The following is a 15,555-nucleotide window of genomic DNA, read 5'->3' on the forward strand; positions in this document are numbered from 1 at the left end:
TTGTATCAATTTTTGAGGAGAAACACTTGTTGTTTTTCCATTCTGAGTTTTCCAATTTCAAATGCTAAGGCTTTCAGGACTAATGCCTTTTAAATATCTTGGTAAACCTAAAGTTTATATTCTTTCATTCATTTTTAATCAAAACCCATATGCCTACCCGTTTACTATTTCTTCTCGCATTCCTACTTTTTTACTGCTCACCAAAACCTGAAGAAAACATTGAATCGAATGTTTTTAGTGCAGATGTGATTATTTATGGAGGAACTTCAGCTGCAATAACAGCCGCTGTTCAGGTGAAAAAAATGGGGAAATCTATCATCATTGTTTCTCCTGATCAGCATTTGGGAGGGCTTTCCTCTGGCGGTTTGGGGTATACTGATACTGGAGATAAATCCGTGATTGGAGGTCTTGCAAGAGAGTTTTATGGAAGAGTTTATGCGCATTATCAACAAGATTCGGCTTGGAAGTGGCAAAAGCGCGAAGAGTATGGCAACAAAGGGCAAGGTACTCCAGCGATAGACGGAAATGCTAGAACGATGTGGATTTTTGAACCGCATGTGGCGGAGCAGGTTTTTGAAGATTTTGTTTCAGAAAATAAGCTGGAAATCTGGAGAGATGAATGGCTGGATAGATCAAAAGGAGTCACTTTGTCCGAAGGAAAAATCACTAAGATTTCAACTCTTTCTGGAAAAACCTTCGAAGGAAAAGTGTTTATCGATGCTACTTACGAAGGAGACTTAATGGCTGCAGCCGGAGTTTCTTACCATATTGGAAGAGAATCAAACGAAACTTACGGCGAAAAATGGAATGGAGTCCAAGTGGGTGTTTACCAACATAGACATTACTTTCAGGACTCTATTAGTGCTTATGAAATCCCAAATGATCCATCAAGCGGTCTTTTACCAGAAATTTCAGATCAGCCTCCCGGAATCAATGGCGAGGGAGATTCCAGACTTCAAGCTTACAATTACAGATTATGCATGAGTAGACATCCTGATAATCGGGTTCCTTTTGCGAAACCTGAAGGATATGATCCTCATCGATATGAACTTTTGGCGAGGGTATATGAAGCAGGTTGGGATGAGACTTTCGATAAGTTTGATCCGATTCCAAATTTGAAAACAGATACCAATAATCATGGCCCTTTTAGTACTGATTACATTGGTAAGAATTATAATTATCCAGAAGCCAGCTATGAGGAGAGAAACGCGATGCTCGAGGAGCATAAAAATTATCAGCAGGGATTATTATACTTTATGGCAAATGATCCTCGGGTTCCTCAAAAAGTCAGAGATGAAATGGCTCAATGGGGATTGGCAAAGGATGAATTTCAGGATACTGGAAATTGGCCACATCAGATTTATGTGAGAGAAGCGCGAAGAATGATCGGTGATTATGTAATGACTGAGCACGAAGTTTTAGGAGATAGGGAAGTGCCTCAGCCTATTGGAATGGGTTCCTATTCTTTAGATTCACACAATGTGCAGCGTTTCATCACGCCGGGAGGGAATGTTCAAAATGAAGGAGATATAGGCGTACATCCTAAACAACCTTATAGCATTTCCTTAGGAACAATTCTTCCTAAAAAATCAGAATGTAGCAATTTGCTGGTTCCGGTTTGTGTCTCCAGTTCCCACACTGCCTTTGGTTCAATCAGGATGGAACCGGTTTTCATGATTTTAGGTCAATCTGCAGCTGCAGCTGCATCTCTTGCAATCGACGGAAATCAAGCTGTTCAGGATGTAAATTATGATCAGCTGAGAGAAGTCTTATTGAATGAGAAGCAGGTGATGGAGCTGGCTGGAAGACTATGATTATCAGTCTCTCGGAGGAGTGATCATGATGTGTGCCCGATGCGTACCTGGATCCATAATCCAAGGCATTCCTGGAGCGCTAGGCTTTAATGGTAATCCAGTTGATTCTGAAGTTGCCCAAGGTAGATAAACCACATATCTCAAATAAGGATCTGTTACTTCCCCTGTTGAGGGATTGTAATTCTCCTGCTCAGCTGTCAAAACAAACAGTGTAGCACCTTCTTTTGGCATTTTAAGCTTTCCGCTTTTTGCTTCTGCTTCTCTGGTGTCAAAAATTTCCTGAAATGATTTTCCTTCTTTCTTTAATTCCCTTCCTCTTATCATAAAGGGTTCCAGGTCATTTTGGTAGGCAGCGACACTAAATCCAGGCGAATTTGGATCATCTGCAATACAGACCATTTCGTTTTTTCCTTGTCTGAGAACCATGAATTCTCCGTTTTCTCCATAGCCATACACCATTGCATCCGCTCTTTTTTCCTCAGGTGCTGCCATGACAGCGGTTTTTATCTGGATATCTTTGGATGCGACAGTTTGAGAAAATGCAATTCCTGAAAACAGGAGCATACTAAAAGTCAAAATCGTATTTTTCATAAATCAGTTAATTGGGTTGATTCAATTTACCATAAATTTCCCAGAATCTTCTGATTTTGAATTTGGCTTCCAGACAATGCTTAAATCAGCTCGTTTTTTTGGTATACATCAATCCCCCTTGCTATCATTTGCTTGATCTCGGTTGACATGGCTTCATTTAGTTTTTTGAAATGAAAGCAGCTTTTGCCTTTGAGACATTTTCTTAATTCAGGTGAAATGAATTCAAATTCTTCAGGATGGGTGTAAATCGGGAAAAAATATAATCTGGAATCTTTTGGTTTGGGAACCACAGACCCAAAATAGAAACCATCAACTTTTTGCTTCCCTTGCATGGCTGGAATACCACCAGCCACTTCAAAAACCTGTGGATTATCTTTCTTTACAACTAATGGGGGAACATGTGATCTTAGTGAATCAATTAAAAACTGTCTGATTTCTTCCACATTTTCCATCTGATTGTGATGTTTTAGGATTAGTAATTTACAGACCAAATCCCTGCCTTTTCCGCAGTGGTAGGTGAAAGCACCGAGTCTTTGTAAACAATCATTGGTTGACCTTCTCCCTCATATTCCCAAAATTTTCCTTTCAGGAATACATTGAATTGAAGCGTAACGCCTGAATCAAGCTCAGAGAGAAAATAGTTTTTCCAAACTTCTTTTAAAGTCAGGTCTTTCAATTCCTGCTCTTTTTCAGGAGCTACAAATGGTTTTCTGCTACTGCTCACCCAACTGGAATCCATGCTGTTGTTTCCAAGCTGAAATGAAGGCACCAAAAGTAATTCAGAAGTACTAGGGACCTTTTGAGTATAGAGTTCAGCATACCAGCTGTCCTCACCCAATAGGATAGAACTGCTGGCAAATGGTAACTGGAAACCCGTGATGTTTTTGTTTTCTGGCTCTTTCAAAAATGTCAAATCATCGGAATTGGGGTAGATCTCCAAAATTGAGTTTCCGATTATTTTTCCATCTGGACCAAAAATGTAGGAAGCGTTATATAGGTCTTTTCTTGACTCTATGAATAATTCCCCTTCCGATACGTAGGGCCCTGGAAGTACAATAGATCCTGCGACGATGTATGTTTGGAATTCTTTTGCGAGTTCACTGAAAGTGCTGAAATAAACCGAAGCCATTTGTTTAGCTTTCATTCGTAGAATGGCCGATGCAGCTATGTTTTCTTCATTTCCGGTTTTGATATAGCCTAAAAAATAATCGAAAATATTGCTGAAAATCAGTGTTTTAAATGCGTTGTTTATGGTTTTTTCATCAGCGATCACATGTTTTTCTCCAACCACCACTAGCCATGTCCCGATATACTGAGGAAATACTACTAGGGTGTTTTTTCTAATAAATCCTTGGGAATTTGCCTCGGCGAGGTATAGGCGTAATTTTTCTTGATAAAGAGCCGGGTCAAAGTAATCTGAAACCAGCATGTAAGGCTGTATACCAATTACATTGCGATCAAGGGAATCTGGAGAGTTTACTTCCTCTGTAACCGAAAGAAAGGTCTGAGTCTCTGGTAATGGAGTGTTTCTGCCAGAGTATGACCAAATTAACCAAACGAAAACAGTGAAAATGAGGAAACTTATAAATCTTTTTAACATTCAGATCGATCTAAATCGAAGTGAAAAAACAGCTTTTCTACTTCGAATAAATGAAAAACGCCAAACCAAACGCCAAATTAATTAAAAGCTTCAATTATCGAATTCAAAACCAAATCTCTCTCCTTTTTTTAGCATAATTGTGGTCTCAGAATCATTGTAAAATATGGTCAAGGTTTGAGATTCTCCGGGTAGAATGGAAAGGAAACTCAATTGCCCATTTTCCCATTTCATATCGATCTCGTGATTTCCTCTGGCTTTAATTCCTTTGACTTCCCCATTTTTCCAAGCTTTCGGCAAAGCAGGAAGTAGCCGGAGAATTCCTGGTTCGTGGGATTGAATTAGCATTTCTGCCACTCCGGCTGTATATCCGAAATTTCCGTCAATTTGAAATGGTGGATGTCCATCAAACAAATTTGGATAGAGTGAATTGGTGATCAATTTTTGGATGTGCTCATGTGCCATTTCACCATCTAATAGCCTAGCGGAAAAGTTGATTAACCATGCTCTAGACCATCCTGTACCCGCACCACCATTGGCTAGGCGAAACTCAAGTGTTTTTCTAACAGCCGCAAAAGCTTCTGGCGTTTCACTGGTAGTGATTGCATTTCCAGGGTGAAACGCATAAAGATGAGACATGTGTCTATGGCCCTTTTCGGTTTCCTCATAAGGTTTGTCCCACTCCAAGATTCTTCCATCTTCGGCAATCTGTACTCCTGGTCTTAACTTCTCTAATTGATCTTCGATTTTGTCTCTTAACCTAGATTCGGAACCCAGAATTTTTGCTGCTTCAAGAAATGAAGTAAATACATCGGCAATAATCTGTTGGTCCATCGCAGCTCCCATGGTAGTAGCTACGGATTCGCCTTTCTCATTAAAAAATTGGTTTTCGGGGGAAGTAGAAGGTGCAGATACCAAGGTGTTTTCACCTGGATATTCCACCAACCAATCTGAATAAAAGGCTGCAACTTCTGCAATTGCTGGAAAGGCCCTATCCGCTAAGAATCTTGAATCATTGGTGAATAAATAATGATCCCAATAATGTCTTGCCATCCAGCCACCGGCGCCAATCCAACCACCCCAATAAGCAGTGGCCGCACGCATAAATGGCACTTGCCAAAGATCTGTCGCATGGGGAAGAAATGAACCTCGCATATCAAAATTTTTCTGGGCAACTTCCTGCCCTCTATAAATAACCCCATCCAGAAAATCAAAAAGAGGCTGGTTCAGCTTGCCAAGATTTGTGACATCAGCCGGCCAGTAATTCATCTGCAAATTGATGTTTAAATGATAGTCGGCATTCCATGGAGCATTGATGTCTTTGTTCCATATTCCTTGCAGGTTGGCAGGATTGGAACCAGGTCTGCTGGAAGAAATCAATAAATACCTGCCATAATCAAAAAGGAGTTTTTCTAAATACAGGTCTGATTGGCCTGATTGTACATTTTTAATTCGAACATCGGTTGGGATTTCATTGATGGAAGGATTTCCCAGACTCAGATGCATTCTGTCAAAATAAGACTGATAGTCTTCCACATGGCTTTTTACTAAGTCATTCCAGGATTTACCTTTGATTAGCTCGATGGATCTTTCTGCACCAGACTCAAAATTCTTGTTATAATAACTGGTAGAAGTTACCAATTTTAGCAAAATCTCTTTTGCTCCATTCAGCTCCAGAAAATCGAACCCAGTACCTATTTCATTATCCGGTGATTCTGCAATTAAAATAGTTCTGAATTTCACTCCGTTTAAAATAGGAAAGGGTTTGGAATCGATCTGCCCTTTTCTTTGAGTAACCATTCCTGCCATTTCCAAAGTCTGAGAATCAATAGATTTGGATTCTGCTGTTGCAAAACCTTCATCTTCAGGCCTACTTAACCGGATTTTACCCACAAAACCTTTTGGGTGATCCGTATATAATCGGATTATTATTGCATCATCAGGATGACTTGCTATCACTTCTTGGCTAACCAAATGCCCTTCACTCAGGAATGAGGAAGTTGCCAAAGCTTCGTGAAGGTTTAATGAACGCTTGTAGTCGGTGATTTCATCGAATTCGAAATCCAACCATAAATCTCCCAAAGTCTGATGGGATCTCGTGATCGCTTTTCTGGAGAAAGCTGCCACCCAAAGTGAGTCTGCTTTGCTATTATCTCCTGCTAAAAGGTAGTTACGCACCTGTTCCAGATCTTTTCTTCGACCTTCCGCGATTCCCCAATCATCTACAGAGCCTGGCCACATCGAATCCTCATTTAATTGGATCCGCTCCATGCTGGTTTTACCAAAAACCATGGCTCCCAATCTTCCATTGCCTACCGGCAAAGCTTCCTCCCATTCTTCAGCAGGATTGGTGTACCAGAGAATTGATTTTTGAGCAAATGTGTGGAGGGAAAAGCAAAAAAATAGAACTATAGCGGTTATCAGGGATTTCATGCATTTTGGGTTTGGGTTTAAGATTACAAAAAAGACAATCCTTCGCCAATAGAAATTACTTAAAAAACCGCACTCTGTGTTTAATCCTTACATTGAGCGAAGAAAATCCTTGAATTCTTTTGTATTGAAATTGCTCATGCCTTGCTGGTAAAAAACTATTTTACCTTCTGGACTTACGACAAGTGTGGTTGGAATTGCCTCGCTTTGCAAACTATTATTCAGGCCAAAACTTGCGTGTGCAGTCGGGAAGGTCCAGCTTTTGCCATTGATGAATTTCCTGCTTTTTTCGATGTCATTATCAATTCCTATTAAAAGGAATTCAAGATTAGGTTCATCTTTTACATCCTTATAAAGTTCCGAAATATGTGGCATTTCTGCTCGACAAGGTCCACACCAGGAAGCCCATAAATTGATAAAAAGCGTTTTTCCTCTATAACTCTCCAGATTGATTTGCTTGCCGTCAAATGTGAGAAATTTACCTCTGTAATCGAATTGGTTTTCGGTTAAATCCGGTCTTTCGATAGAAGGTTTGATTAGACCTGTTGATAGTAAGACTGATTGTAAACCACCAATAACCACGGGAAGCAAGCCTGTGAAGTATAAAAATGCAACTACGCTGAGCATTATGCCCCAGCTTTTTATTTCTTTTTTCCAGTCCATAGTTAAGTACGAAGTACGAGTTTTGATTTACGAAGTTTGTGGAACTTCAAACTCGACTAACAAATATTAATGTCTATTTACGTCAGTTCTCGACTCCGCTCGAACTGACAATGTTTAATGTCCCAATTTTACAATCTTAAAATCAGTCCCTTAGTGACTTGACACACATTTCTTTCTTTTTGTCTCAAAAAGGAGGCTTAACTTGCGTCTCAAATCAAGAATAGAATTTCCATTTCTTATGAATTACGAAGTACAAATTGCAGCAGAACTTAATGTCAAACCATCACAGGTAAATGCCACCATCCAATTATTGGATGAAGGCGGGACAGTTCCTTTTATTTCCCGATACAGAAAAGAGGCAACGGGAGAATTAGATGAGGTACAGGTCGCTGCAATTCGGGATCGGGTACTGCAACTTCGAGAGCTAGCTAAGAGAAAAGAGGCTGTGCTGAAGTCCATCGAGGAGCAAGGGAAATTGACAACTGAATTGAAAGAAAAAGTAGAAGGAGCGGAGACTATGTCCAAATTGGAGGATATCTATTTGCCGTATAAACCAAAGCGTAGAACAAAAGCGACTATAGCGAGAGAAAAAGGTCTCGAACCATTAGCAGAGATGATTTTCGGGCAGAATTCTATCAATTTAGATACAGAAGCTGAAAAGTTTATTGATTCTGAAAAAGAAGTGAATTCCATCGAAGATGCCTTGCAAGGTGCCCGGGATATTATGGCTGAGTGGATCAATGAAAATGCTGAGTTGAGGGAAAAAATGAGAAAGCTCTTTTTGGAAGAAGGGATTTTTTCTTCAAAAGTCCTTCCGGGTAAAGAGCAGGAAGCCATTAAATACAAAGACTATTTTGATTGGTCTGAGCCTATAAAAACAGCACCTTCCCATCGGGTTTTGGCGATGAGAAGAGGAGAGAAAGAGTTGTTTTTAATGCTTGATTCTGTGCCTGAAGAAGCTTCAGCTATTTTTCTGATGGAGAAAATGATTCTTTCTGATGCGGCCAATTCTTCTGTGGAACAAGTGAAATTGGCAATCAAGGATTGTTATAGAAGATTACTAAAGCCAAGCATGGAAACGGAAGTTCGATTGCTGACCAAACGTAAAGCCGATGAAGAAGCAATCAAGGTTTTTACAGAGAATCTGAAACAGTTGCTTCTTGGAGCGCCTTTAGGGCAAAAGTCAGTAATGGCAATCGATCCTGGTTTCAGGACGGGTTGTAAGTTGGTATGCTTAGGGCCACAAGGTCAGTTTTTACATTACGAAGCTATCTATCCTCATGAACCTCAAAGAAGGGCTACTGAGGCAGGTATGACTGTAAAAGGCTTGGTGGAGAAATTTGAGATTCAGGCAATTGCCATAGGAAATGGAACTGCAGGGCGTGAAACAGAAACATTCGTAAAAAGTCTAGGGTTGCCAAAATCGGTGATCGTGACAATGGTGAATGAATCGGGAGCATCAATTTATTCTGCATCTGATGTCGCCAGAGAGGAATTTCCGGATCTGGATTTGACAGTGCGGGGTGCAGTTTCTATCGGACGTCGATTGATGGATCCGCTGGCTGAACTGGTAAAAATTGATCCTAAATCAATTGGTGTGGGTCAGTACCAGCATGATGTGGATCAAAACGCCTTGAAAAATGCGTTGGATGATACCGTGATGTCTGCAGTAAATGGTGTAGGAGTTGAGGTAAATACCGCCTCAAAACAGTTACTGACTTATGTTTCAGGACTCGGTCCAACTTTGGCACAGAATATTGTGGATTTCAGAAATGAAAATGGTCCATTCAATAGCAGAGCTCAGCTAAAGAAAGTACCAAGGTTAGGTGATAAAGCTTTTGAGCAAGCTGCTGGATTCTTGAGAATCAGCCAGGCAAAGCATCCTTTGGATTCTTCCGCAGTACACCCTGAGCGATATGCTTTGGTGGAGCAAATGGCAAAAGACTTAAATGCCTCAGTATCTGATTTGATGAGCTCAGAAGAGCTTAGAAAGAGGATTATTTTGAAAAATTATGTTTCTGAATCGGTAGGAATTCCTACGCTACAGGATATTTTGGAAGAACTGGCAAAGCCGGGACGTGATCCGCGTGAGAGTTTTGAGGTTTTTGCTTTCGAAGAATCAGTAAATAGTATTGGCGATCTAAAAACAGGGATGAAACTCCCAGGAGTCGTGACCAATATTACAGCCTTTGGGGCATTTGTGGATGTGGGAGTTCACCAAGATGGCTTAGTTCATTTGAGTCATTTGGCAGATCGCTTTGTGAAAGATCCTAATGAGATCGTTTCGGTAAATCAAAAAGTACAGGTAACTGTCATGGAGGTAGATATTCCTCGAAAGAGAATCGGGCTTAGCATGAAGTCAGACCCTTTTGCTGAGCGAGGAAAGAAGATGGAGAAAAAGCCAGCTTCAAAACCTCAGCGACAAGAGCCTGAAGGTACAATGGCAGATAAATTAGCGGCTTTGAAAAAGCAATTTGGAAGGTGATTTTTTCTTTAACCGCAAATTGAGCAAAGGTTGCACAAAGAAGCGCAGGGAATATTTTCTACTCTGAGTCAATAAATCAAAACTAAAGAGTTATAGAAAGCCCCGAAATGTGGATCTCGGGGTTTTTTCAATACATCATCCCAAAAACCCACAATGGAATTTTATTTCCAAAACCATACTCTATCTCATCTGCTACAATCATGTGGTTTTTTAAGTGTCTAACTTGGTTAGCATCCTTATTTTTTCCTCCAACTTCAATTACAAGGTCCTCAATCAGGAAATCTCCCGACTTCGGTAGACGAACTTCTTTATTGATGTTTTTAAGTTGGTTTAGTAAGAAAGTTTCACGAACCGAACCTATTTCAGGGTTTGCTTTTAATGCATAGGAGAGGTTAGTGTTTTCTAGATACACTTTATCCGGTTTTTGCAAAAGAGAAACACCTTTTCCATCTGCTACCAAGAAATTGAGCAATCTAGCTTTTTCCAATTGGGTGAGCCATTCATAAACTGAGTCTCTGCTGGTTTCAATTTTTCGTGCAATTGAAGATACATTTGGCTTGAATGGGGCTGACTCAGCTAACACGCCTAGAAGCTTCTTTACCTTGTATGCTGTTCCCGCATTGTAATCGGCAATAAAGGCTAAATCTGATTCTACTACTGTGTTAATGATCTGTTGGAGGAAAATAGGGATGATTTCAGGGTTCGACTCCGTGATAATTGGGAGATAACCTCTCTTTAAATATTCTCTAAAGATGGGAAGTGGATGAAGTTTTGAGTTAATCTCCTTTGTAATGTCTGCCTGTGTATTTTGTACTTCAGCAAGTGAAACAGGTTGAAAATTTTGGCCTTGAGTCAAGTTTAAGTATTCCCGAAAGGACATTCCTGGTAATTCATAGGTAAACACTCGACGGCTCAAATCGGATTCTCCTTTATAAATGTCCAGAGCAGAAGAGGATGAGAATACAACTTTCAAATCAGGAAAAGAATCATATATATTTTTAATCTCCCGTGACCAATTTGGGTATTTGTGAACTTCATCTATAAACAAGTACCTCCCGCCGTTTTGATAGAATGTATGAGCTGTCTCTACAAGATTATGGGTGTAAAACCAGTAATGATCAGCTGAAAAATAAAGAGCTTCTTGAGCCTTTGGTTTGATTCCATACTTGATTTGCTGCAACATCAAAGTTGTCTTTCCAGAACCTCTAGGTCCTTTTATGGCAATCATTCGTAGATTCCAATCTATTTTGTCGAAGAGGTATCTAAAAAACTCATCTCCAACTTGAGTAAGTAGATTTTGGGAATTTGAGAATAGGATATCCATGATTTGTCGAATCTATTCTACAAAATTAAAAAATAATTGTCGAATTAAAACTACAAATATATTATTTAATGTCTTTTCTATTCGACACAATTTGAATCTTTATTTCAATTTTTAGTTTTCTCCTAACACCTCCGCTGTTATCTCTAGCGATCTCAATCGCTTTTCAGGCTCATAAATATTAGTAGACACCATCAATTCATCTACTTCCACTTGCTGGAAGAAACTTTCAAATTGAGGTTTTAGAGTCTCTTTACTTCCAATAAATGTACAAGCCATCATGTTTTGGATTGCGGCAGCTTCATGCTCCGTCCAGATTCCTTCCATGCTGCTGACCGGTTTTTTCATCGGATAGGATTTTCCACGAATGATGCCTAAAGCTGTCTGGTAAAATGAAGTAGCCAAATAATGAGCCTCCTCATCTGTATCTGCAGCTATGACATTGACGCAGGAAATAAAATACGGCTTTTCTAACTCTTTTGAAGCTTGGAAGTTTTCCCGGTAGTATCTGGAGGCATTGATCAAATATCCCGGAGCAAAGTGGCTCGCAAAGGCATAGGGAAGCCCTTTTTGAGAAGCTAAAACGGCGCTGCTCATACTTGAACCAAGCAGATAAATTGGAACATCCAGTCCTTCGGCAGGAAATGCACGAACTTTTTCATCTGCATTTTCTTCGGAAAAATATCGCTGCAAATCATCCAGATCATTTGGGAAATCCTGCACAGATTCCATTCTGCCTCTTCTCAAGGCATTAGCTGTAGTCTGGTCAGTCCCAGGAGCACGACCCAATCCCAAATCAATCCGGTTGGGATACAAAGTGGCAAGTGTCCCAAATTGCTCTGCAATAATCAAAGGGCTGTGATTTGGGAGCATAATTCCGCCTGAACCTAAACGGATTTTCGATGTGCCATTGGCCAAATAACCAATTAATATTTGAGGGGCTGAACTGCCGACATTGGCCATGTTATGGTGCTCAGCTAGCCACATTCTAGTATAGCCAAGTTGTTCTGCATGACGTGCAATTTGCAGACTTCTTTCATAAGCATCTTTGGCATCAAAATCTTCTCTAATTATCGAAAGGTCGAGAAGAGAATAGGGTACTGACATAGTTGGATTCTTTTTCAAATAGAATAATGCCTGAAATCTTCGGGCATATTTCCTAATTCTTTTAAGCTTTGAAAAGTTTCTTTTTCTCCTTTTTTGTTTGACCTTCTTTTCAACAAACCGTGCATATATAACCCCAAAAAATTATGGGGAAAATCAATGCTGATTTGGATAAAATTAGATTTAACTACCTGATAGATAGTTTTTAAGGTGTTTTTGGATTCGCTTGGGTGTTGGCTCCGTTTTTGATTTTTTGAGATTATAAAACTTGATTTTAGAGTTTTGTTATCATTAAACCCAAGTATTATGAACGATATAATTCAGCTAAAAAGCAATCTGATCGATTCCTGCGCAAAGGCAATGGAAGACTGTATGAAATGTGCAGAAAGCTGCCAGAAAATATTAGGAATGGAGTCCTGTGTCAAAGTATGTGGCAGATGTATTGATGCTTGCAAAGACTGTATCTATGCCTTTGAAACTGGCGCAGAAAATAGAGGAGAGTTGTTGGTGAGGTGCAAAGAAGCCTGTGAAGCATGTGTTGAAGTTTGCGGAAGCCAACAACATGATCACTGTCAAAAATGTGCAGAATCGTGTAGAATCTGCCTGGAAGAATGTGAGAATATGATGTTATAAAAAAATCCCCCAACAGGTAATTTCTAGTTGGGGGATTTTTTTGATTTATATAGAATCAGGACCGCCTCTTCGGCCGTCTCCGCCTCCGGAATTCATCATATCGTTGTAGTCATTCATGTCCATTCCTTTACTAAATCTTCTGAGATTGAAGGAAAACGTCAACATGAAGTATCTCTGTAGTACATTGTTCTGAACGTCTTCAATGTAAACATCTGTCACATTTCTTCTGACACTGGTATTCTGTCCCAAAAGGTCATAAACATTCAATGAAATCTCGCCTCTTTGGTTATTGAAGACTTTCTTCCCTAGACTCATGTTCATTAACAGGAAGTTGTTATCAAAGCCTTCTGAAAGTCCTGAATTGATCTGGTGATTAAGATCCAGACGATAAACAAAACCTTCCCAAATGATCCAGCTGAAATTTAACCTTGTACGCTGATTATAAAATTTATTATTCAGGTTCGGATTTAAGGTATTCTCTACATCATTGAAAGACATTCGAGTTGAAATGTTGAAATCCACTTGATCACTGATATTACTGCTTAGGGATATCCCAGTGCTATATCTTTTGGAATTGTTAAAACTCAATTCACCATTTACCTGACCTGGTCTTTTGTCGTAACTGAAACCTCCGTTGATATTTAAATTGGATTTGATGAAATCCACTGGCATTCCATAACTCACCCAAGATCTGAAGTCTTGGTATCCATCCAAATTGACAGGTCGGAAAAGCTGAGAACCTTTTTCCAAAATAACCCCTCCTGGAAGCTCTGTAGTTTCTTCAGCTATGAAAGAACTGTTAGCGATCGAGTTGGCTACCAATCGTGATTGAGCAAAAATAAACCAAGATCTATCGGTGTCTGGATTTCTACTTCTGAATCTCAATCGGATTCTATTAGAATACGATTGATCCAAATCTGGATTCCCTGTTCTCAACTGTAAAGGATTAGAATTATCAATAACTCCTTGAAGTTGCTGTACAGATGGGGCGTCCGTATTAGTGTCGTAATCCAACTCCATGTTGGTGTTATCAGAAAACTTGTAATCAAAACGTACTGTAGGAAGGAAGCTTTCAAAGGTTCTTTGAAGATCGAAAGGGGCAGGGAAGAATTGATCATTCTGAAGTTTTGCATTTTGATATTGACCTTCGATCTGAAATTGCATTTTTTTCAATTGGTATTGATAACCAAGTTCCAATTCCTGAGTCAAATATTTGCTCTCAAAAGTATTACTCAAAGCTGTATCTAAGGATAAATCCAATCCTAAAGGATCTTCATTCAGAATATCAAATGTCAACTGATCAGAATCATCTGCACGATTTCCGATTTCATACTCCAACTCCATTTGACCATTTTTTCCGATCGGTTCGGTATAGGAAGCACTGGTCTGCCAGTTGGTGCCAGTTCGATCTCTAGAGATTTTCTGATTGATGATCTCAGTTCTCTGATCGGGTTGGAAAAAGGTGTTTTCCGCTCTTCGGAAAGCTAAGTCTTTGTTCCAATGATACCCGAAGTTCATCCGCATAGTCAATGATCTTCCTGGTTTACTAAACTTATGACCATAGTAAAGTCGGTTGTCAATATCGAAATCGTCATTATCTGCGGTCCGGATATTTTCTGTTTGGTTCAGCGGTCCCAAATTATTCATGGATTCACCCAAAAAGCTAGAGTTTTCTTTGTCATTTGACATTGAGAATCTCGGTCTATAGACAATTCTATTATTCTCATTTGGGTTGTATTCCAACCTCATGTCAAATCTATGATCTTGATTTGTCCGGGTATTTCTACTGTCTTCTGTATAGGTTTGATCGTCATTAGAATCCGTGACATATTCTCTGAATAGAGACGAAACTCCATTATTCTCTCTTGTTCTGAATAAATAACTTCCACTGACTTTGATTTTTTCTCCCCAAAGATCGGAGTAGTTTAATCCGAGAATATTGGTTTTGATAATCCCATTTTGAGGTCTGTTATTTCCCTGGGCATTTGGATCAGAAGAGAAATCCTGCACGTTGATATTATTACTAAGACCAGTAAATGTGATTCTTTGGTCTTCATTAAATGCGTTTATACTGGCTCCCAATAAATATCGGTCATCGGTACCATACCCTGCAGACATTTTACCAAATTGACCTTTTCTTCTATTTGGTTTAGTGATGATGTTGATGGTTTTCAACCTTTCCCCATCATCAAATCCACTTAACTGGGCTTTTTCACTTTTCTGATCAAAAATCTCAATTCCCTGAATTACTTCCGCTGGTAAGTTTTGCAAAGCTGTTTGTACATCCCCTCCGAAAAACGGTTTCCCATCTACTAATATTTGTGCAATGTTTTCTCCTTGTGCCTGTAAGGCTCCATCCATCATGGTGACACCTGGAAGCTTTTCTACAAGTGTCTGTGCACTTGCATCTTTCATGGTTTTATAAGCATCTGCATTGAAAAGCGTGGTATCACTTTTTTGGATTCCGGTTGACCTTCTAGCGCTTATGGTTACCTCATTTAATTCAGTTGCTGTTTCTTGGAGTACCAAATTGCCAAGTTCAAGATCTTTGCTTACCTGAATATTCTTGAACAAGTCTTTATATCCTAAATACTGGACTTTAAATATAAATTCACCCTCTCTAATTTCATGCAATTCAAAGTTTCCATCAAGATCTGAAATCATCCCATCCACTTGAGTCGAATCAGTGATAGTCAACAACAAAACAGTGGCATTTGGAATACTTTGATCTGAGCCAGACTCAATGACTTTACCCCGAATTGAATAGGATTGAGAAAAAGAGCCAATAGTTACTCCTAGTAAAAAGAGTAGAGTTAAATAATATTTCATGTTTGGTTTAGAGTTTCCTTACTTCTTAAGAATAGAACAAGAAATAAGACAATAGGTTATTATAAGAAACAAAGTAAGCGACTGAGAG

General features: G+C 39.4%; 11 protein-coding genes. 3 read left to right on the forward strand and 8 right to left on the reverse strand.

The features are described 5' to 3' along the window. The first annotated feature begins 149 nt into the window (after positions 1 to 149). Positions 150 to 1,814: an FAD-dependent oxidoreductase gene (locus FHS59_RS15035; protein ID WP_184496243.1), complete on the forward strand. Its 1,665-nt coding sequence runs from the start codon at positions 150 to 152 to the stop codon at positions 1,812 to 1,814. A 3-nt stretch (positions 1,815 to 1,817) separates the two neighbouring features. Here the strand turns inward: FHS59_RS15035 and FHS59_RS15040 are convergent, their stop codons facing one another. From FHS59_RS15040 to FHS59_RS15060, 5 genes are all read right to left on the reverse strand, one after another. Then, positions 1,818 to 2,405 (reverse strand): hypothetical protein, encoded by a 588-nt coding sequence (locus FHS59_RS15040; RefSeq protein WP_184496244.1) that lies wholly within the window; start codon positions 2,403 to 2,405, stop codon positions 1,818 to 1,820. Positions 2,406 to 2,485: 80 nt separating this feature from the next. Continuing rightward, entirely contained in the window at positions 2,486 to 2,857 is a 372-nt protein-coding gene (locus FHS59_RS15045; RefSeq protein WP_184496245.1) for a hypothetical protein, read from the reverse strand. Between the two features lie 20 nt (positions 2,858 to 2,877). After that, positions 2,878 to 4,005 carry a carbon-nitrogen hydrolase family protein gene (locus FHS59_RS15050; RefSeq protein WP_184496246.1) on the reverse strand — a complete coding sequence of 376 codons (1,128 nt, stop codon included), beginning with the start codon at positions 4,003 to 4,005 and terminating at the stop codon, positions 2,878 to 2,880. 90 nt (positions 4,006 to 4,095) lie between these two features. Next, positions 4,096 to 6,435, reverse strand: a complete 2,340-nt coding sequence (locus tag FHS59_RS15055; protein WP_184496247.1) for a glycoside hydrolase family 95 protein — start codon at positions 6,433 to 6,435, stop codon at positions 4,096 to 4,098. An 87-nt stretch (positions 6,436 to 6,522) separates the two neighbouring features. Then, a complete protein-coding gene (locus FHS59_RS15060; protein WP_184496248.1) occupies positions 6,523 to 7,095 on the reverse strand; it encodes a TlpA family protein disulfide reductase in 573 nt (190 codons plus the stop codon). A gap of 238 nt (positions 7,096 to 7,333) precedes the next feature. Here FHS59_RS15060 and FHS59_RS15065 point away from each other — a divergent pair, with 238 nt between their 5' ends. Beyond that, positions 7,334 to 9,580 (forward strand): Tex family protein, encoded by a 2,247-nt coding sequence (locus FHS59_RS15065; RefSeq protein WP_184496249.1) that lies wholly within the window; start codon positions 7,334 to 7,336, stop codon positions 9,578 to 9,580. 127 nt (positions 9,581 to 9,707) lie between these two features. Here FHS59_RS15065 and FHS59_RS15070 read toward each other — a convergent pair whose 3' ends face one another. Both FHS59_RS15070 and FHS59_RS15075 read right to left on the reverse strand, forming a co-directional pair. Next, positions 9,708 to 10,904, reverse strand: a complete 1,197-nt coding sequence (locus FHS59_RS15070; protein ID WP_184496250.1) for an ATP-binding protein — start codon at positions 10,902 to 10,904, stop codon at positions 9,708 to 9,710. 111 nt (positions 10,905 to 11,015) lie between these two features. Continuing rightward, positions 11,016 to 12,008: an LLM class flavin-dependent oxidoreductase gene (locus FHS59_RS15075; protein ID WP_184496251.1), complete on the reverse strand. Its 993-nt coding sequence runs from the start codon at positions 12,006 to 12,008 to the stop codon at positions 11,016 to 11,018. 303 nt (positions 12,009 to 12,311) lie between these two features. On the opposite strand from FHS59_RS15075, the gene FHS59_RS15080 reads away from it, so the two are divergent. Next, on the forward strand, positions 12,312 to 12,638 hold the full coding sequence (locus FHS59_RS15080) for a hypothetical protein (protein ID WP_184496252.1): 327 nt from the start codon (positions 12,312 to 12,314) through the stop codon (positions 12,636 to 12,638). Between the two features lie 45 nt (positions 12,639 to 12,683). Here the strand turns inward: FHS59_RS15080 and FHS59_RS15085 are convergent, their stop codons facing one another. Then, positions 12,684 to 15,467: an outer membrane beta-barrel protein gene (locus tag FHS59_RS15085; protein ID WP_184496253.1), complete on the reverse strand. Its 2,784-nt coding sequence runs from the start codon at positions 15,465 to 15,467 to the stop codon at positions 12,684 to 12,686. Positions 15,468 to 15,555: the final 88 nt, after the last annotated feature.

The organism is Algoriphagus iocasae, assembly GCF_014206875.1.
Classification (GTDB): domain Bacteria; phylum Bacteroidota; class Bacteroidia; order Cytophagales; family Cyclobacteriaceae; genus Algoriphagus; species Algoriphagus iocasae.

Coding starts and splice junctions, on each gene's coding strand:
- FHS59_RS15045 (WP_184496245.1), bottom strand. CDS start 2,857: ATGGAAAATGTGGAAGAAATCAGACAGTTTTTAATTGATTCACTAAGA.
- FHS59_RS15040 (WP_184496244.1), bottom strand. CDS start 2,405: ATGAAAAATACGATTTTGACTTTTAGTATGCTCCTGTTTTCAGGAATT.
- FHS59_RS15055 (WP_184496247.1), bottom strand. CDS start 6,435: ATGAAATCCCTGATAACCGCTATAGTTCTATTTTTTTGCTTTTCCCTC.
- FHS59_RS15070 (WP_184496250.1), bottom strand. CDS start 10,904: ATGGATATCCTATTCTCAAATTCCCAAAATCTACTTACTCAAGTTGGA.
- FHS59_RS15075 (WP_184496251.1), bottom strand. CDS start 12,008: ATGTCAGTACCCTATTCTCTTCTCGACCTTTCGATAATTAGAGAAGAT.
- FHS59_RS15080 (WP_184496252.1), top strand. CDS start 12,312: ATGAACGATATAATTCAGCTAAAAAGCAATCTGATCGATTCCTGCGCA.
- FHS59_RS15050 (WP_184496246.1), bottom strand. CDS start 4,005: ATGTTAAAAAGATTTATAAGTTTCCTCATTTTCACTGTTTTCGTTTGG.
- FHS59_RS15035 (WP_184496243.1), top strand. CDS start 150: ATGCCTACCCGTTTACTATTTCTTCTCGCATTCCTACTTTTTTACTGC.
- FHS59_RS15085 (WP_184496253.1), bottom strand. CDS start 15,467: ATGAAATATTATTTAACTCTACTCTTTTTACTAGGAGTAACTATTGGC.
- FHS59_RS15065 (WP_184496249.1), top strand. CDS start 7,334: ATGAATTACGAAGTACAAATTGCAGCAGAACTTAATGTCAAACCATCA.
- FHS59_RS15060 (WP_184496248.1), bottom strand. CDS start 7,095: ATGGACTGGAAAAAAGAAATAAAAAGCTGGGGCATAATGCTCAGCGTA.